Annotated in this window: 15 protein-coding genes; 6 read left to right on the top strand and 9 right to left on the bottom strand. The window is 71.8% G+C overall.

Translation table 11 applies throughout. The features are described from left to right. Positions 1-13 precede the first annotated feature (13 nt). Complete coding sequence (gene pgfA, locus ABD732_RS02585) at positions 14-1,117, top strand: cell envelope lipid trafficking protein PgfA (protein ID WP_344780267.1); 1,104 nt, start codon at positions 14-16, stop codon at positions 1,115-1,117. Here pgfA and ABD732_RS02580 read toward each other — a convergent pair. Next, positions 1,071-2,279 carry a polysaccharide biosynthesis protein gene (locus ABD732_RS02580; RefSeq protein ID WP_344780265.1) on the bottom strand — a complete coding sequence of 403 codons (1,209 nt, stop codon included), beginning with the start codon at positions 2,277-2,279 and terminating at the stop codon, positions 1,071-1,073. The genes pgfA and ABD732_RS02580 overlap by 47 nt on opposite strands. 150 nt (positions 2,280-2,429) lie before the next feature. Here ABD732_RS02580 and ABD732_RS02575 point away from each other — a divergent pair, with 150 nt between their 5' ends. Both ABD732_RS02575 and ABD732_RS02570 read left to right on the top strand, forming a co-directional pair. Beyond that, the gene (locus ABD732_RS02575) at positions 2,430-3,344 is read left to right on the top strand and encodes an HpcH/HpaI aldolase/citrate lyase family protein (protein ID WP_344780263.1); all 915 of its coding nucleotides are present in this window, start codon (positions 2,430-2,432) and stop codon (positions 3,342-3,344) included. 97 nt (positions 3,345-3,441) lie between these two features. Further along, positions 3,442-5,160 (top strand): MmpA family trehalose lipid delivery protein, encoded by a 1,719-nt coding sequence (locus tag ABD732_RS02570; RefSeq protein WP_344780261.1) that lies wholly within the window; start codon positions 3,442-3,444, stop codon positions 5,158-5,160. 67 nt (positions 5,161-5,227) lie between these two features. Here ABD732_RS02570 and ABD732_RS02565 read toward each other — a convergent pair whose 3' ends face one another. Next, positions 5,228-6,370, bottom strand: coding sequence for a glycosyltransferase family 4 protein (locus ABD732_RS02565; RefSeq protein WP_344780259.1), 1,143 nt, complete (start codon positions 6,368-6,370; stop codon positions 5,228-5,230). A 29-nt stretch (positions 6,371-6,399) separates the two neighbouring features. Between ABD732_RS02565 and ABD732_RS02560 the strand changes: the two genes are divergently transcribed. Then, complete coding sequence (locus tag ABD732_RS02560) at positions 6,400-7,143, top strand: class I SAM-dependent methyltransferase (protein ID WP_344780256.1); 744 nt, start codon at positions 6,400-6,402, stop codon at positions 7,141-7,143. Positions 7,144-7,156: 13 nt separating this feature from the next. On the opposite strand, the gene ABD732_RS02555 is transcribed toward ABD732_RS02560, so the two are convergent. The 7 genes from ABD732_RS02555 to ABD732_RS02525 form a co-directional block, all read right to left on the bottom strand. After that, on the bottom strand, positions 7,157-7,888 hold the full coding sequence (locus ABD732_RS02555) for a hypothetical protein (protein ID WP_344780254.1): 732 nt from the start codon (positions 7,886-7,888) through the stop codon (positions 7,157-7,159). 43 nt (positions 7,889-7,931) lie between these two features. Then, positions 7,932-10,508 carry an ABC transporter permease gene (locus ABD732_RS02550; RefSeq protein ID WP_344780252.1) on the bottom strand — a complete coding sequence of 859 codons (2,577 nt, stop codon included), beginning with the start codon at positions 10,506-10,508 and terminating at the stop codon, positions 7,932-7,934. A 3-nt stretch (positions 10,509-10,511) separates the two neighbouring features. Continuing rightward, a complete protein-coding gene (locus tag ABD732_RS02545) occupies positions 10,512-11,276 on the bottom strand; it encodes an ABC transporter ATP-binding protein (protein ID WP_344780250.1) in 765 nt (254 codons plus the stop codon). Between the two features lie 117 nt (positions 11,277-11,393). Then, positions 11,394-13,220 carry a phosphoenolpyruvate carboxykinase (GTP) gene (locus ABD732_RS02540; RefSeq protein WP_344780248.1) on the bottom strand — a complete coding sequence of 609 codons (1,827 nt, stop codon included), beginning with the start codon at positions 13,218-13,220 and terminating at the stop codon, positions 11,394-11,396. A gap of 131 nt (positions 13,221-13,351) precedes the next feature. Continuing rightward, positions 13,352-13,714 carry a DUF6802 family protein gene (locus ABD732_RS02535; RefSeq protein ID WP_344780246.1) on the bottom strand — a complete coding sequence of 121 codons (363 nt, stop codon included), beginning with the start codon at positions 13,712-13,714 and terminating at the stop codon, positions 13,352-13,354. A gap of 10 nt (positions 13,715-13,724) precedes the next feature. Then, on the bottom strand, positions 13,725-14,891 hold the full coding sequence (locus ABD732_RS02530) for a hypothetical protein (RefSeq protein ID WP_344780244.1): 1,167 nt from the start codon (positions 14,889-14,891) through the stop codon (positions 13,725-13,727). After that, positions 14,888-15,649 carry a hypothetical protein gene (locus ABD732_RS02525; protein WP_344780242.1) on the bottom strand — a complete coding sequence of 254 codons (762 nt, stop codon included), beginning with the start codon at positions 15,647-15,649 and terminating at the stop codon, positions 14,888-14,890. Before ABD732_RS02525 ends, ABD732_RS02530 begins: the two co-directional genes overlap by 4 nt. A gap of 82 nt (positions 15,650-15,731) precedes the next feature. Here ABD732_RS02525 and trmB point away from each other — a divergent pair, with 82 nt between their 5' ends. Together trmB and ABD732_RS02515 are read left to right on the top strand one after the other, a co-directional pair. Further along, a complete protein-coding gene (trmB, locus tag ABD732_RS02520) occupies positions 15,732-16,559 on the top strand; it encodes a tRNA (guanosine(46)-N7)-methyltransferase TrmB (protein WP_344780239.1) in 828 nt (275 codons plus the stop codon). Further along, a complete protein-coding gene (locus ABD732_RS02515; RefSeq protein ID WP_344780237.1) occupies positions 16,556-17,215 on the top strand; it encodes an NYN domain-containing protein in 660 nt (219 codons plus the stop codon). The genes trmB and ABD732_RS02515 overlap by 4 nt, the downstream gene beginning before the upstream one ends. The last annotated feature ends 71 nt before the right edge of the window (positions 17,216-17,286 follow it).

Here is a 17,286-nt window from a genome sequence, read left to right as displayed (position 1 = left end):
GTAGGCTCTGGCCATGCACGACCAGCGACCGCGCCTGTCCACGCGCGACCTGCTCGGTCCCACCGCAGTGTTCTTCGGGGCCCTACTCCTCGCCGTCGCCGTGGCGATCGGGCCGCTGCTGGGTGACGATCTGCGCAACGTGCCACTCGACGTCGACCAGACCCGGGTCGCCGACGGCTCCGACGGCACCCGGCTGCTCGACCGCTGTTCGCTCACCGACCCGCGGGCCCGCGTGGCCGAGGGCACGGTGCAGCAGCAGCGGCGCATCCTCACGGTGCGACCGGCCGACGGCGAGGTGGTGACCCTGCAGGCGGGCACGGCCCTGGGCGTCGATCGTCTGATCGTCGACGGCCGGTCCGTCGAACCCGACGAGACGTGCAGCGAACCGACGATCGCCGCCACCCTCGACCGCGTCACCCTCGACCGCCGCACCGCCGCCCCGACCGGCGAGTCGGAGGTCCAGTACGACGACGAGCGCGCCGCCGTCCCCATCACCGGCCGGGAGGGGTACACCTATCTGCTGCCGTTCGGATTCGATCCGGACGGCGCCCGGTACTTCGACGTGGTGACCCGGCACTCGCTGCCGATGACTCCGGTGGGGACGGCGACGATGGGCGGCCGCGAGGTGACGCACTTCGTGGTCGAGGTTCCCGAGACCGATCTGGCCGCCGTGCAACAAGATCCGCGGGCGGTGATCGAGAAGCCGGCCTCCTGGTTCGGCGAGTTCCCCGGGGTCGCACCGTCCGACCGGCTGGTGGCGACACTGCACCACCGCGCGAAGCGGGACCTGTTCGTCGATCAGAAGACGGGCGTGATCGTCGACGAGCGGGCCGAGATCGACGAGGCCTACCGCTTCGCGCCGGAGGTGCGGGCCCGCAACGATCGGCTGGCCGACTACTCGCTGACCAATGTGCGCACCACGCTGTCGTGGGATCAGCAGAGTGTGCGCGAGGCGGCCGCCTATGCGTCCAGCCGGGCGTGGCCGGTGGTGGTGACCACGCGCGTGGTGCCGATCGTCGCGGGAGTCCTCGGCGTGGTGTTGCTCGCGCTCGGCGGCCGGTTGATCCGGCTCAGCGGCCGGCGCCCCGCTGGGTCAGTGCGATCCACAACCGGGTGACGATCACCGAGACCGTCGCGCAGGCCGCGGCGATCACCGCGAGCGAGACGACGGAGTCGGCGACGGTCAGGATCAGGACGATCTCGCCGATCAGCACCACCGAGGCGGGAATGCCGCCGCGGGCGCGGTCGCGGGCGATCGCGGCCAGGAGCAGCAACTGCAGTACCGCCAGGGTGGCCCCGGTGTAGGCGAAGAGCCACAGCAGGTTGGCCACCGGCCGGTAGTCGGCGGAGATCACCGTCGGGACCAGCGGTCCGGCCGCCGCCGCGACCAGAGTGACCAGCACCCCGATCGCGGCCAGCATCCGGCTCGCCGAGCGCAGCGTCGCCCCCGACCGCACCGGATCGGCCAGCCGCGGATAGACCACGACACCCACCGCCTGCGGCAGCCAGAACGCGGCTTTGGTGGCGACCGCGCCCAGCGCGAACAGCCCGGCGTCGTGGGCGCTCAGCACACTGCGGGACAGCAGCAGGTCGGCGGACACGGCCACGATGATGACCAACTGGACCCCGGACGCCCACAGCACCGTCGCCGCCGGCACCCCGCGACCGTCCTCCGCGGTCTCAGCGGATGCACCTCGTGTCGCGGCGATACCCACCACCACGGCGGCCAGCACCGTGCCGGCGGTCCCCGCCGCGAGCGCCTCCGCGGCGCCGCCGCCGGCGACCACCGCGACGATCACCGGGACACTGCGCACGATGCCCACCCCGGCGAGCAGGCCACCGAGCTGCCCGAAGCGCCCGGCCCCCTGGATGAAACCCTGGCCACCGGCGATCACCGCGAGCGGCGCCGCTCCGGCCATCGCCGCGAACGCCGGTGCGGCACCCGTCTTCGCGATCCCCATCATCGCGAAGGCGCCGCCGACCGAGATCACCGCGACGGCGACGGTCACGATCGTGATCAGCCGCCACAGCGCGGTCCGGCTGCGGCCCCGGACCACCTCACGGGCCACCACGCTCTGCAACGCCAGCGCCGGCACCGACAGCACCAGCATCGCAGACAGCAGGACCGCGAACTCGCCGTACGCCGCCGGCCCGAGCAGCCGGCTGGCCGGCAGCTGCACCAGGTACGCGAGGAGGTTGGCCACCAGCGATCCGGCGGTCACCACCCCCATCGACCGCACGGTCGCCCCTCTCGGCGACGGTGACACGACGGCTGCCATACCGATCAGTCTGCCCTGCCGCTCCGGGCCGCCGGCATGGTGACCGGTCGGCGTGCCCCGCTCCCGCGAGGTCCATCCGGGGTGTGGGCACCTCCCCTATAGACTGCTAGCGCAGCATCCGCACTGAACAGACAGTAGGCAGCCGACCCGATGTACGACACCCAACCCTTCACCGAGCAAGACCCCACCGACATCGGTTCACGCATCGACCCGGTACTCGCCCGCAGTTGGCTCCTGGTGAACGGGTCGCAGGCGGATCGTTTCGAGTCCGCCTCCCGGTCGCGGGCCGACATCGTCGTCTTCGACATCGAGGACGCGGTCGCCCCGAAGGACAAGGACTCCGCGCGCGAGAACGTCGTCCGGTGGATGAATCACGGTCACTCGGACTGGGTCCGGATCAACGGTTTCGGCACTCCGTGGTGGGCGGCCGACATCGAGGCGCTCGCCAAGACCACGGTCGGCGGCGTCATGCTGGCCATGGTCGAGTCCGTCGACCACGTCACCGAGACGGCCCGGCGGTTGCCGAACGTGCCGATCGTCGCGCTGGTCGAGACCGCCCGCGGGCTGGAACGCATCACCGAGATCGCCGCCGCCAAGGGCACCTTCCGGCTGGCCTTCGGAATCGGCGACTTCCGCCGGGACACCGGCTTCGGCGAGCATCCGGCGACGCTGGCGTATGCGCGGTCGCGTTTCACCATCGCCGCCAAGGCCGCGAGTCTGCCGTCGGCGATCGACGGCCCGACGGTCGGCTCCAGCGCTCTCAAGCTCAGCGAGGCCACCGCGGTCAGCGCCGAGTTCGGGATGACCGGAAAGATCTGCCTCACCCCGGACCAGTGCGCCCCGGTCAACGAGGGGCTGTCGCCGTCGCAGGACGAGATCAGCTGGGCGCGTGAGTTCTTCGCCGAGTTCGAGGCCGCCGGCGGCGAGATCCGCAACGGCTCGGATCTTCCCCGTATCGCGCGCGGCACCAAGATCCTGGATCTGGCCCGCGCCTACGACATCGTGCAGAACGACTTCGACGACGCCGACCATCGGCCGCCGCCCACCGACACCTTCCACTACTGAAGAGCTCGCGCCCTGCGGTAGCCCAACCACACCGGGAACGACGTTGATCGCACGCAGCAGAGGCCGCCCGGCTTCCACCGCGTCCGAGGATCCGCCGGTGTCGCGCTCATCCCCGGCCCCGGTCGCTGCGCTCAGCGCGGTCCTGACCGCGGTGATCTGCTGGCCGCTGTTCGGCGGCTACCTGCTGCACCGCGATGCCGTCGCCACCCCGCGGTCGCCGCTGACCGCCGCCGCCTTCGGCATCGACGGCGCCCCGCCTCGGGCGATCCCGCAGGACGGCCTGCTCGCCCTCGCCTCGCAGGTGGTCGACGGCGGTTTCCTGGTCGCCGCAATCACCGCGCTCGCGCTCTTCGGCGCCGGTGTGGGCTACGGGCGTCTGGCGGGACGCCTGCTTCCCGGCGCGGGTACCGCCGGGATGCTCGCGGCCGCCGTCGCCGGCATCTGGAATCCCTTCGTGGCCGAACGCCTGCTGCAGGGGCATTGGAGTCTGCTCACCGGATACGCGGCGCTCGGCTGGATCGTGTGCGCGGTGCTCGACGTCCGGGACCGGCCCGGGTGGCGGTCGTGGGCGGTCCTGGCCGGCGCGTTCGCGGTCGCCGGGTTCACTCCGACGGGGGCGGTGTTCGCCCTGATCGTCGGGGCGGTGTGCGTCCTGTCGGCCCGCCCGACGCTCCCGCGGGCGGCGGCCGTCGCCGGGGTGTGGACGGCGACCGCGCTGCCGTGGCTGGTCTCGGCCGGATTCAGCGAGTCGCCGACCGGCCCGGTCGGCGGCGCGGAGGCGTTCGCGGCCCGCGCCGAGACGGGGCTGGGCACCGTCGGCTCGGTACTGGGCCTCGGCGGCATCTGGAACGCCGAGGCGGTGCCCGCCAGCCGCGCCGGCTGGTGGGCGGCGGTGGCGACCGGGTGCTTCCTGGTGCTGCTGATCGTCGGCTCGGTGCTGCTGGTGCGTACCCGCCGCGCGCTGCCGGCGGCGGTGCCGGCGCTGGCCGCCCTGGCCCTGGCCGTGGTGCTGCTGGTGACTCTGGCCGCCACCGGGCCCGGACTGGATCTCACCGGCGCCCTGCTCACGCACGTCCCCGGTGCCGGCCTGCTGCGGGACACGCAGAAGTATCTGGCGCTGGCGGTGCCGTTCGTCGTGCTCGCCGTGGCCGCCGTCGCTGGCCGGTTGCGCACCTGGGTGCCCACCGGTTTCGCGGTCGCCACGATCGCCCTGCTGCTGATCGCCCCGCTGCCCGACCTCGCCTGGGGTGTCGGCGGCAAGCTCCGCCCGGTCGACTATCCGCCCGACTACGCACGCGTCACCGCGCTGATCGGGCACGACGACCGCGCCGTCGCCGTATGGCCTGCCTCCCCCATGCGCGACTATCCGTGGAACCACGGTCCGTCGCTGTCCCCGCTCCCCCGGATGCTCGACGCTCCGGTGGTGCTCGACGAAGAGTTGGCCGTGGACGGTGAGGCGATCGATCGGTCCCCGCAGCGGGTGCGAGAGGTGATCGACGTGCTCGAGGCGGGCGGGGGGCCCGCGGAGCTGGCCCGGCTCGGCGTCGGCTGGGTGGTGATCGAACGCGACGCCGCCGGGAACGTGGCCGTTCCAGCGGCTCTCGATCGCCTCGCCGACGATTCCCGGTCGATGGCGCGGGTGTACGACGGGCGGGATCTGACGGTCTACCGGATCGACGCGGCCCGCGTCTACCCGCCGCCGGGTACCGGGGCCTGGATCGCAGCCGGGATCGCGCACGGGGTGTGGGTGCTGTGTCTGCTCGCGGGCCTGGCGGCCGCCGTCGCGCGGCTGTCCGCACGCCGTTCGCGCTACTAGCCCAGACCCAGCGCTCGTCCGCATTCCCAGCAGTCGCGACCGCTGGGTTTGCAGACGACTGCTGGGTTCAGCCCCGGCCGGCAGCAGCCGCGGACAGAACCTCGCCGAAGCGGTCGGCGGTGTCCGACCAGGAGTAGCCGGCCGCGCGGCGTCGTGCGTTCTCGCCGAGGCGGCGCACCTGCGCGGGGTCGTCGATGAGTGCGGCGACGGCCTCGGTCAACTGCGCGGGGTCGTCGACCAAGACTCCGGTCCGGCCGTCGACGATCGAGTCGGTCAGGCCCGCCGAACTGCGGTAGCCGAGGGTCGGGACGCCGTGCTGCGCGGCCTCGATCACCGCCAGTCCCCACCCCTCCTTGCGGGACGGAAGCAGGTGCAGGTCCGCCCGGGCGAGCAGCTGGTGTTTGGTGCGCTCGTCCACGTAACCGTGGAACTCGACCCTGTCCGACAGCCCGAGATCGTCTGTGCGGGACAGCAGTTCGGGCGACCACCAGCCGTCTCCCACCACGTCCAGGTGAACGTCCAGGCCGCGATCGCGCAACCGGGCCACCACGGCCAGCGCGTGCTCCACCTGCTTGTGCGGTACCAGTCGGGACACGACGATGAGCCGGTGGCGTCGGCCCTCGGTTTCGTCGTCGGCCACCCCGGCCGGCACCGGATCGATGCCCCCGCGCACCACCGAGATCCGGCCGCCGTCCACCCCGAGGGCCACCAGTTCGTCCGCCGACGGCCGGGAGACCGTGATGTACCGGCTGCGCCGGTGCACCCGCGGCGACAGCCACGATTCGACGAACCAGCCGATCCGGGCCAGCACCGGACCGGCCACCGGCCACTGCTCGCGGTGACAGTGGTGCACCAGCACCACCGTCGGCGCCCGGGCGACCAGGGTGGCGAAGAAGGGCACCCCGTTCTGCGTGTCGACCACCACGTCGGGCCGGTAGCGCGCCAGTCGGCCCACGCCGAGCCGCGCCCCCAGCAGCATCAGCAGGACACGCGGATAGACGGTGAGCCGCCCACCCGTGCGCAGGACGCGCATGCCGCCGTGCATCTGCTTGCGCGGGGCCCCCGGATAGGCGGCGGTGAGCAGAGTGACCCGCACTCCGCGCGCGGCCAGTGCGGCACCGACCCGTTCCAGGTAGCGCTCACTGCCGCCGCCCTGCGGATGTCCGGTGTCGCGCCAGCACAGCAGCAACACCTCGGTCGGAACGCTCACCGGATCCAGGATATGCGAGAGTGACAGCCATGCCCGCAGCCTTCGCCCGCCACGCGACGTGGGGTCGCGCACGGCGGCTGCTGCGCGAGTTCGGCTACGAGCAGACCGATCCCGACCGTTTCTACTCGGCGCTCGCCGAGGACACCGCTCAGCTGGTGGCGGCGGTGCACCCCGGGCCGCTGGCCGGTGCCGCGGTACTCGACGTCGGCGGCGGTCCCGGGTTCTTCGCCGACGCCTTCACCGCGCGGGGCGCGCACTACCTGTCGGTGGAACCCGACGCCGGTGAGATGCACGCCGCCGGTATCGATCACCGCACCTGCATCCGCGCGCAGGGCCAGCATCTGCCACTGCGCACCGGTTCGGTGGACGTGGCCTATTCGTCGAACGTCGCCGAGCACACCGACCGCCCGTGGGAACTGGCCGACGAACTGGTCCGCGTCACCCGTCCGGGCGGCACCGTGATCCTCAGCTACACGCTCTGGTGGGGGCCGTTCGGCGGCCACGAGATGGGCCTGACCCACTATCTGGGCGGACACCGGGCAGTCCGCCGGTACACGCGCAAGCACGGAAAACCGCCGAAGAACCTGTACGGGGTCTCCCTGTTCCCGATCACCGCTCAGGCCGGGCTGAACTGGGCACGACAAGCCCGCGATGCGCGGCTGGAGTCGGCCTTTCCCCGCTACCTTCCGCGCTGGGCGTGGCCGGTGGTGAAGGTGCCGGTGCTCCGGGAAGTGGCCGCCACCAACCTGGTGCTGGTGCTGCGCCGCCGCTGACCTGCCGGGAGTCTCAGTTCGGGACCGTCGCCCGGCAGGTGAGCGGCCCGCCGTTGCTGGTCGACGAGGCCAGCTGCTCTTCACCGTGCATGATGGTGCAGGTCACCGGGCCGTTCACGACGATCCCGGTCAGTTCGGCGGTCCCGGAGTCGCCGACGCTGGTGTGCACCGACCACGGTGCGCCGGCGGTCGCCAGCACCTGATCGCCCCCGGCGGTGGTATAGCGGACGGCGACCAGGCTGCCCGAACCGGTGAACTGGTAGATCACCTCGCCGGGCGCCGCCGTCGGCCGGGCCCGGGTGCTCGTCGGCGACGACGTGGCGCTGGTGGAGGTCTCCGACTCCTCCACCGTGGAGGTGGCGGTGGTGGTGCTCGAACTCTCCGCGGCAGCGGTGCCGCCGGAATCGGACGAGTCGACGCTGCGGAAGACCAGGAACCCGGCCAGGATCAGGATCGCCAGGGCCAGCAGCGCGATCAGCGACAGCATCACGGTGCGCCCGGTGTTCGACTTCGGGGGCGGCCCGGGCGGCACGGCGGCGTCGCCGTACCCCGGCGGCGGCTGTCCGGGCCCGCCGGCCGCCGGCGCGGTGTACGCCGCGGACTCCGGGTACGCACCGGGCCCCGGATACGCGCCGGTGTCAGGGAGGGCACCGGTCTCGGGAAGGGCGCCGGTCCCGGCGGACGGATCGATCGGTTCCATCCGCCGGGTCGACGGGCGTTCCTGCTCGCGGTCGTCGTCGGTCATCTCACCAACTTACCGCCGCCGGCCCGCAGCGCTGCCCGCCGCACTACTCGGTGATCGCCTCGAGCGGCTTGGTGCGCGCCGCCGAGACCGCCGGCCACAAGGCCGCGACCACGCCGACCACCGCCGAGCCGAGCAGCGTGCCGATGATCAGCGGCCACGGCACCGCGATCACGTCCAGGCCCCAGTGCCGCAGGGCGTGCACCAGCGGCAGGCCGATGGCCAGCCCCACCACGACGCCCAGCAGGGCGCCGAAGATCGCGATGTAGGTGGACTCCAGGTAGATGGTCCGGCGCAGTTGCGCCCGGCTCATGCCGATCGCACGCAGCATGCCGATCTCCTGGCGCCGCTCCACCACCGACAGCGCGAGGGTGTTGATGATCCCGAGGACGGCGATCAGCAGGGCCAGGCCCAGCAGCGCGTACAGGGTCGCCATCATCTGGTCGATCACCGAGGCGAAGCTGTTCTTGAACTCCTGCTTGTCCTGAACCTGCGCGGTCAGATACGGCTTGAGGGCCGTCTCCAGCTGGTCGCGCAGCGCAGCCGACGACACCCCCGGCTCGGCCTTGACCAGCACCACGAAGGTCATCCGCTGGGCCGCTGCCGGCGTCAGCGCGTCGAAGGCCTGATTGCCGATGATCCAGTCGCCGAGCGCCGGGTTGTCCTCGTAGATGCCGGTCACCCGGACGGGCACGTCCTCGCCCGTCGTCGACGTGAACGTCACCTCGTCACCGGTGGCCCAGTCCCGCGACTTGGACACCTGCTCGCTGATCAGTATCGAGTCGGCGCCGATCGCGTCCGAGCCGTCGATCATGTCGATCTGCAGGACGTCGCTGATCGGGCCGCCGACGGGCGTAGTCAGTGACACGTTCTGGTCGCCGAGCTTGGCGAAGGCGATGTCGAAGGCGACGACGGTCTGCGCGTCGGGCACCTCCTCCACGGCGCCGCCCACCGCGGCCGACATCGGCGCGTTGTTGCTGCCGGAGACCACGAAGTCGGCGCGCAGCTGCTTGTCCACGCCGGCGTCGATCGCCCCCTTGAACGACGCGCCGAGGGTGCCGATGATCACGACCAGGATCAGTCCGATCGTCAGCGCGAAGGCGGTGGCGGCACTGCGCCGCGGATTGCGGATCGCGTTGGTGCGGGCCAGCTTTCCGACGGTGCCGAAGGGCACCTGCAGCACCCGTCCGATCGCCCCGACCACCGGCTGCGACAGCGCCGGAGCCCCGAAGACGACGGCGAGGATGATCAGGACCGCGGCCAGACCGATCAGCAGGAGGGCCCCCGCCCCGGTGACGAAGATCCCGCCGATCAGCAGCGCGATCCCGATCAGGCCGATCACGATGCCGGCGAGGGTCCGGTGGCGCAGCGATCCGGCGCCCGGCTCGGCGGCACTGTTCCGCATCGCCTCCACGGGAGGGATGCGCGAGGCCCGGCGCGCCGGGAACCACGCGCTGAGCAGCGTGACGATCACACCGACGAAGACCGCCGACAGGATGGCCGCCACCCCCACCTGGAGACCGCCCGAGGGCAGTCCGCTGGAACTGGTGAGGGCCTGCATGATCGCGGCGATACCGACACCCAGCCCCAGTCCGATCACACCGCCGATGAGGCCGACGATCAGCGCCTCGAGCAGCACCGATCGCGAGACGTTCTTGCGGCTCGCGCCGATCGCGCGCAACAGCGCCAGTTCGCGGTTCCGCTGGGCGACGATCATCGAGAAGGTGTTGTAGATGATGAACGTGCCCACCACCAGGCCGATGGCGGCGAACGCCAGCAGGATGTACCGGAAGATGTTGAGGAAGGTCGCCACGTCGGCCTTCTGGTCTTCGCGGACCTGCTCACCGGTGCGCACCTCGTAGACGGGTTCGGCGTCGGGGTCGTTCGGGTCCACCGGGTTGACCACGGCGTTCACCCGGTCACGCAGCTCCGTGTCGCTGACGCCCGGCACCGCGGACATGTCGATCGATCCGACGAACTTGCCGTCGGAGAAGATCTCCTCGGCCTGCGACCGCTCGAACTGCACGTTGACGAAACCGCCGGTGGCGGCGGGCATGTCGAGCAGGCCGACCACCGTCACGTCCAGGGGCGCAGTGGTGCCGGCACCGAGGGCGACGACGGTCTTCGAGCCCACGCTCAGGCCCGCCTTCTCGGCGGCGGTGTTGTTGAGCACCACCTCACCCGGTGCGGACGGCGCATGGCCGTCCACCAGCGTCCAGCCCGACGAGTCCACGGCGTCCTCCGGCGGGATGTACGCCGAACCGATGCTCGGTGCGCCACCGGTCTGCAGCCCGGAACCGTCGGCGGTGGCGATGGTGACCGGTCCGGAGAAGTCCACCTGCAGCTTGTCGATGCCCAGCTCCGCGCGGTCGGCGCGCAGCTGATCGGCGAGCGCGATCGGCACTCCGGGCCCCTGCGGATCGGCCGGGGTCACCTGAGTGGCGACGCCGCGCGCCACATTGTCGAAGATGTTGTTGAACGAGGACTGGACGGTCGAGGTGAAGATCACCGCGGCCGCCACGAAGCTGGTGCCGAGCACCACGGAGAAGACCGTGAGGATCAGTCGAAGTTTATGTGCGGCAAGGCTTCTCAGGGAGACCTTCCGCATGACGGAGGAAGCCATGCGTCAGTTCTCCCCGCCCTCGCCCAGAATGCGCATCACTTCGAAGACGTCGTCAGCGGAGGGGGAGTACAGTTCCCGGACCAGCTGGCCGTCGGCCAGGAACACCACGCGGTCGGCGTAGGCCGCGGCGCGCGGGTCGTGGGTGACGATGACGACGGTCTGCGAGAACTCGTCGACGGCCGCCCGCAGGATGGACAGCACCTCGCCGGAGGACCGCGAGTCGAGGTTGCCGGTCGGTTCGTCACCGAAGATGATGTCCGGCTTGCCCACCAGGGCGCGAGCGCAGGCCACGCGCTGCTGCTGGCCGCCGGAGAGTTCACTCGGCCGGTGGGTGAGCCGGTCGCCGAGGCCGAGGCGACCGACGATGGCGTCGAACCACTCCTCGTCCAGCTTGCGGCCGGCGATGTCGATCGGCAGGGTGATGTTCTCCTTGGCTGTCAGCGTCGGCACCAGATTGAACGCCTGGAAGACGAAGCCGATCCGGTCGCGGCGCATCCGGGTGACCTCTTTGTCCGACAGCCCCATCAGTCCGACGTCGCCGATGCGGACCACGCCGGAGGTGGCGTTGTCCAGGCCGGCGAGGCAGTGCATGAGGGTGGATTTGCCCGAACCGGACGGGCCCATGATGGCGGTGAACTGGCCGGCCTGAAAGTCGATCGAGACATCGCGGAGCGCATGGACCTCGGTGTCACCCGAGCCGTACGTCTTGACTACGTGCTGCGCGCTGGCGGCGACCGTTCCCTGGGAGACCTCTGTTGCGTGAGTCATGGGCAATACGCTTCCAGACTGCAGTGCCTCCTGTCGATGGGGGAGGTCCCCCACATCGCCCGGATGCACCGATCCCCCGGGGAACTCCCGGGGGATCGGTGATCGTCGAGGTGCCGATCAGGCCTTGTCGAGGCGTTCGACCAGCGCGTCGAGCTCGTCCTGCAGGCCGCCCGGCAGCTTGTCGCCGACGAACTCGTACCACTCCTGGATGGACGGGATCTCGCCCTTCCACTCGTCGGCGTTCACTGCGAGCGCGGCGGCGACGTCCTCTTCGGACACGTCCAGGCCGGTCACGTCCAGCTCACCCGGAGCGGCGACGATGCCGATCGGGGTCTCGACGCCGTCGACGTTGCCCTCGATGCGGTCGACCATCCACTTGAGGACGCGGCTGTTCTCGCCGAACCCGGGCCACAGGAAGCGGCCGTCGTCGCCGCGGCGGAACCAGTTGACGTAGAACACGTCCGGCAGGTTCGCCCCCTCGCGCTTGCCGATGTTCAGCCAGTGCTGGAAGTAGTCGCCGACGTGGTAGCCGAGGAACGGCAGCATGGCCATCGGGTCGCGGCGGACGGTGCCGACGGTCCCCTCCGCGGCGGCGGTCTGCTCCGAGCCCACGGTGGAGCCCATGAAGACGCCGTGCTCCCAGTCGCGGGCCTGCGTCACCAGCGGGACGGTGGTCTTGCGGCGACCGCCGAACAGGATGGCCGAGATCGGCACACCGTTCGGGTCGTCCCACTCCGGGGCCAGCGTGGGGCACTGGCTCAGCGGGGTGCAGTAGCGCGAGTTCGGGTGCGCGGCCTTCTCGCCCGACTCCGGGGTCCAGTCGTTGCCGTGCCAGTCGATGAGGTGGGCCGGGGGCTCGCCCATGCCCTCCCACCAGACGTCACCGTCGTCGGTCAGCGCCACGTTGGTGTACAGGGTGTTGCCGGCCTCGATGGTCTTCATCGCGGTCGGGTTCGAGTCGTCGCTGGTGCCCGGGGCGACGCCGAAGAAGCCGAACTCCGGGTTCACCGCGTACAGGCGGCCGTCCTCGCCGAAACGCATCCAGGCGATGTCGTCGCCGACGGTCTCGGCACGCCAGCCGGGCAGGGTCGGCTCGATCATCGCGAGGTTGGTCTTACCGCAGGCCGACGGGAAGGCCGCGGCGATGTAGTAGACCTTGTCCTCCGGGCTGATCAGCTTGAGGATCAGCATGTGCTCGGCCAGCCAGCCCTCGTCGTGCGCCATCGCGGAGGCGATGCGCAGCGCGTAACACTTCTTGCCCAGCAGGGCGTTGCCGCCGTAGCCCGAGCCGTACGACCAGATGACGCGGTCCTCGGGGAACTGGACGATGTACTTGTCGGGGTTGCAGGGCCACGGCACGTCTTCCTGGCCGGGCTCGAGCGGGGCACCCACCGAATGCAGGGCCTGGACGAAGAAACCGTCCTCGCCGAGCAGCTCGAGCACCGGGGTACCGACGCGGGTCATGATCTTCATCGACAGCACGACGTACTCGGAATCGGTCACCTCGACACCCAGCTTGGGGTCGTCGGAGCCCAGCGGTCCCATGCAGAACGGGATGACGTACATGGTGCGGCCGCGCATGCAGCCGCGGTACAGGTCGGTCATGGTGGCGCGCATCTCATCCGGATCCACCCAGTTGTTGGTGGGGCCGGCGTCTTCTTCGGTCTTGCTGCAGATGAAGGTGCGCGATTCGACGCGGGCGACGTCGGCGGGATCGGACAGAGCCAGGAACGAGTTCGCCTTGCGCTCCTCGTTCAGCTTGACGATGGTGCCCGCCTCGACCAGCTTGGCCGTCAGGCTGTCCCACTCCTCGTCGGTGCCCGCGATCCACACCACGCGGTCGGGCTGGCACAGCTCGGCGACCTCCGCGACCCAGGCCAACAGGCCGGCGTGATTCGTGGGTGCGCTACCGGCCTCCAAGCCGGGGATGGTCGCAGCGGTCATTGAGCTGTCTCCTCGCTATTGCTGACTCTGCGCACTTCACGACATATGCGCAGTCGAGGCCATAATACCGCCGGGCGCCAGGGCCGCAGTCACCCCCGTCACCCGGGGGGTCTTTCGGCCCAGTGACGCACTCACTCCAACCGGCCCAGAACACTCGCCTGCCACAGCCCGGTATCGGGATCCAGATCGCTCACCGAGCAGCGGCCGGTGGGATCCATCTCGGTGATCCGGTCCACCCGGCCGTCGGAATCGGTGTCGGTGTAGACGGTGATCTGACCGTCGGCTCCCCTGGTCAGCGAATCGGGCACTCCGTCGGCGTCCGCGTCCAGCTGTGCGGGCCCCAGGTCCCACACCGTCTCACCGGCCAGGATCCACAGGTGGTCGTCCAGCGCCCCGCGCTCGCCGTTCCCGCCGTCGAGGTCGGAGCCGCTGAGAGATTCCTCACCGCCGTCGCCGAGGGCCCCGGAACCGGCCGGCTCGCCCCAGTCGTTCATGACTCACTCCTCACTCTCTAGATGGTTGGACGCACGAGGTGCCGGTCCGGTTCCATAACTCGCGGCTCAAGTGCGCCTCCGCCGCACCGAGCCGGGAGGCCGCCGCGTGTTCGAGCGCGCTGCGGGTGGCCGCGATCGATTCGGCGGCGGCCCGCCGGAGGGCGGCGCGCGCCGCGGTCTGCCGCCGGACACCCACCACGGCGGCCGCCACCGCCAGGCCGGCGAGCACGGTCAGCACCGTCCCGGCCGCCCCCAGCCCCGCCCAGTGCACCAGTGGCGCCACCGTCACTCGGCCGAGCCCCAGCCCGGCCGAGCCGCCGAGAGCCAGCAGCACCAGCTCTTCGGCCGACGGCGACCGGCCCGGCACCGCCGGGGCGCGCACCGATTCGGTGACCGGCGCGGACTCCTCCGCCGGGCCCGCCGTCGGGCCGGGCAGCCCGGACAGGGCGGCGGCACGTACCTGGTCGATCCCTTCCTCGAGGTCGGCGCCGATCCGGTCCCGGTAGACCTCCAGCGACGCCTGCAGCCAGCCGGTGAACGCCGCGCTCTCCGGCCGGCCCAGGTGGTCGCACGCCGCCTGGGCCCGGTCGCCGAGGTCATGGGCCCCCGAGCGCGCGGACGCGGCGAGCCGGGCCCGCACCGCAGTGAATCCGGCCCGGGCGCCGGCCAGCCGCTCGGCGCGCTGGAAGCCGCCGGGGCGCACTTCGTCCCGCGGCGCACCGGCGGCATCCGAGGCGGGCGCGGACCGCTCCGCAGCGCCGTCGACCGGCTCGGGGTCGGCGCACCAGCGGGCCACCGCGTCCAGGCCACCGCCGTCCGGGTCGCCCGCGCGCAGCAGTTCCAGGGAGACCGCGAACACCGGCAGCCGGTGACCGGGATCCAGCCGGGTGCGGGCGGCGGCCAGCCGGGCGGGCCAACCGCCATCCTGTCCGGCGCCCACGCCGACCAGTGCCACCGGCGCCCCGGTGGCGACCAGCCCGGCCAGCAGCTCCTCGTCCGCCGTGCCCGCCGCACACGACAGGTCCACCGCCAGCACCCCCGCGTGCAGCCGGGCCGGCGCCGGAACGCCCGGACCGAGCACCAGCACCGGCTGCGCGTCCGGCCCGGACAGCGCCGCGGCCAGTTCGTCCGGGGCGGCACCGAGCGGGCCGGCGATCGCGATCGCACCGGGAGTCACCGGATCCACCGTGCTTCCAGCTGGTCGCGGCCCGGGCCGCGGGCGGCCAGGACGGTGAGACCGCGGCGGCGGCGGCGCGTCCGCCGGTCAGCGGCGACCGCGGTCCCGCACGCCCGGATCGGTTCCACCAGGGCCGCCAGCCCGCTGAGCGCTCGGAGCCGGGCGGTCAACGCGGCGGCCGGCAGTTCGGGGTGGGCGGCGTGCAGCCGCAATGCCGCGCGCAGCCCGGCCGCGCCCACCGTGGCCAGGGCCAGCGATCGGCGCCGTCGTTCGTCCGGTTCCACACCGTCGGCGAAGGCGGCGGCGAGGACCGGGACTTCGATCCCGGCGCCCGCCCACCCGCGCAGCGCCGCATGCAGCGCGTCGTCCACCGTCGCCGCGGCGAGCAGTCCGGAGACCGAATACACCGGGCACTGCAGGTCGGCGGCCGCGCCGGCAGCGAGCCGGGCGGCTCGTTCGGGCCCGCCGCGCAGATCCGCTTTGCCGCTCAGCACGATCACCGGGCGGCGCTGGGCCGCCAGGAACTCCCGGTCGCAGTCCCGGACCCCGGCTCCGAGGACGTGCACGGCCAGATCGGCGTCCGCGCGATCCTCGGGCGGTGCCTGCGTGTCCAGGGCGCGGACCCCGAAACGGGCGGTCAGCGCCGCCGCGACGGTGTCCCGGCCGGTCCCGTGATGTCCGGTCACCGCAATCGTCAGCGGCGCCCGCCAGCGCCGATCCAGCGCCGCCACCGCGGCCGTCACCGTCTGATCCCCCATGCCCGCCTCCCCCAAGGCCGATGGTGAAGAACCGTACTCGTGCTCGGCTGTTTCGGGTGTCGGATACGAACAACCGCGCCGGATGCGCGACGATGGTCGGGTGAACACCGACGCCTCCGCCGGTCCGCCGCACGACACCGACCGTTCGCGGCTGTATCCGCGCGTGACGAGTTTCCGTTTCCGGCGCGGCTCCTTGACCCCCGGCCAGCAACGCAACTGGGAACAACTATGGCCCACGCTGGGGCGCGATCTGCGCACCGGACCCGACCGCGCCGAGGAGCCGCCGCTGGACGCGCCGGACTGGTTCGGCCGCCGGGCCCCGCTGATCGTGGAGGTCGGCAGCGGCACCGGAATCTCCACCGCCGCGATGGCCGCCGACGAACCCGAGCACGACGTGCTGGCCGTGGAGGTCTACCAGCCGGGCCTGGCCCAGCTGCTCGGCCTGATCGACCGCGGCGGTCTGTCCAACATCCGCATGGTCCGCGGCGATGCCACGGTGGTGTTCACCGAACTGGTGGCTCCCGACAGTCTGGCCGGCGTCCGGGTGTTCTTCCCCGATCCGTGGCCCAAGTCCCGCCACCACAAGCGGCGCTTTCTGCAGTCCGGGACCATCGAGCTGATCGCCGACCGGCTGGCGCCGGGCGGGATCCTGCACATCGCGACCGATCACGCCGACTACGCCGGGTGGATCGCCGAACTGCTGGCCACCCAGGATCCGGCGCGCCCGCACGTGATTCCGCTGACCTACGACTCGCCGATACTGCTGGACCGGCCCACCACCAAGTTCGAGGGCCGCGCCGAGCGCGAGGGCCGAGAAGTCAACGAGTTCGTCTACGTCAAACCCCGTCCCCGGACCGCAGGTGCGCCTGCCGGCGACGCCGAGGCCGCCACGCAGGAGGAACCCGCATGACCTACACCGCAGGATTCGCCTCCCCCGTCGCCGCCGACGGCACCGCCAAACGAGTTCTGCTGGTGTGGGACGCGCCCAACATGGACATGGGCCTGGGCGGCATCCTCGGCGGCCGGCCCACCGCGGCGCACCGGCCGCGGTTCGACGCCCTCGGCCGCTGGCTGCTGTCGCGCACCGCCGACCTCTCCGAGCACGACGACGACCCCATCGAGCCCGAGGCGACGGTCTTCACCAACATCGCCCCGGGCAGCGCCGACGTGGTACGCCCGTGGGTGGATGCGCTGCGCAACGTCGGCTTCGCCGTCTTCGCCAAGCCGAAACTGACCGACGACAGCGACGTGGATCAGGACATGCTCGACCACATCGAGCTGCGGCACCACACCACCGGCCTGGCCGGGGTGCTGGTGGCCTCGGCCGACGGTCAGGCCTTCCGCGAACCGCTGCTGGAGCTGGCCCGCGAAGGCATCCCGGTCACCGTCATCGGTTTCCGCGAGCACGCGTCCTGGGCCACCTCGGCCACCGAGATCGAGTTCATCGACCTGGAGGACATTCCGGCGGTGTTCCGGGAGCCGCTGCCGCGGATCAGCCTCGACGCACTGCCGGAGGACGGCGCCTGGCTCACCCCGTTCCGCCCCCTGGCGGCGCTGCTGAAGTAGCAGCCCACCGAGGTGTCCATGTAGTTTGCACACCACCACGGCCTCGGGGGCATGCTGCGTTTTCTCAGGCC

Origin of the sequence: Gordonia caeni (assembly GCF_039537105.1) — a bacterium.
Lineage (GTDB): Bacteria > Actinomycetota > Actinomycetes > Mycobacteriales > Mycobacteriaceae > Gordonia > Gordonia caeni.
Note: the sequence above shows the minus strand (reverse complement) of the source record. Positions and strands in the feature narration are given on the sequence as shown.

What these genes read in the sequence shown, in the direction of transcription:
- pgfA (WP_344780267.1), top strand. Translation starts at nt 14, where the DNA reads ATGCACGACCAGCGACCGCGCCTGTCCACGCGCGACCTGCTCGGTCCC.
- ABD732_RS02580 (WP_344780265.1), bottom strand. Translation starts at nt 2,279, where the DNA reads ATGGCAGCCGTCGTGTCACCGTCGCCGAGAGGGGCGACCGTGCGGTCG.
- ABD732_RS02575 (WP_344780263.1), top strand. Translation starts at nt 2,430, where the DNA reads ATGTACGACACCCAACCCTTCACCGAGCAAGACCCCACCGACATCGGT.
- ABD732_RS02560 (WP_344780256.1), top strand. Translation starts at nt 6,400, where the DNA reads ATGCCCGCAGCCTTCGCCCGCCACGCGACGTGGGGTCGCGCACGGCGG.
- ABD732_RS02545 (WP_344780250.1), bottom strand. Translation starts at nt 11,276, where the DNA reads ATGACTCACGCAACAGAGGTCTCCCAGGGAACGGTCGCCGCCAGCGCG.
- ABD732_RS02535 (WP_344780246.1), bottom strand. Translation starts at nt 13,714, where the DNA reads ATGAACGACTGGGGCGAGCCGGCCGGTTCCGGGGCCCTCGGCGACGGC.
- ABD732_RS02515 (WP_344780237.1), top strand. Translation starts at nt 16,556, where the DNA reads ATGACCTACACCGCAGGATTCGCCTCCCCCGTCGCCGCCGACGGCACC.
- trmB (WP_344780239.1), top strand. Translation starts at nt 15,732, where the DNA reads ATGCGCGACGATGGTCGGGTGAACACCGACGCCTCCGCCGGTCCGCCG.
- ABD732_RS02550 (WP_344780252.1), bottom strand. Translation starts at nt 10,508, where the DNA reads ATGGCTTCCTCCGTCATGCGGAAGGTCTCCCTGAGAAGCCTTGCCGCA.
- ABD732_RS02555 (WP_344780254.1), bottom strand. Translation starts at nt 7,888, where the DNA reads ATGACCGACGACGACCGCGAGCAGGAACGCCCGTCGACCCGGCGGATG.
- ABD732_RS02525 (WP_344780242.1), bottom strand. Translation starts at nt 15,649, where the DNA reads ATGGGGGATCAGACGGTGACGGCCGCGGTGGCGGCGCTGGATCGGCGC.
- ABD732_RS02540 (WP_344780248.1), bottom strand. Translation starts at nt 13,220, where the DNA reads ATGACCGCTGCGACCATCCCCGGCTTGGAGGCCGGTAGCGCACCCACG.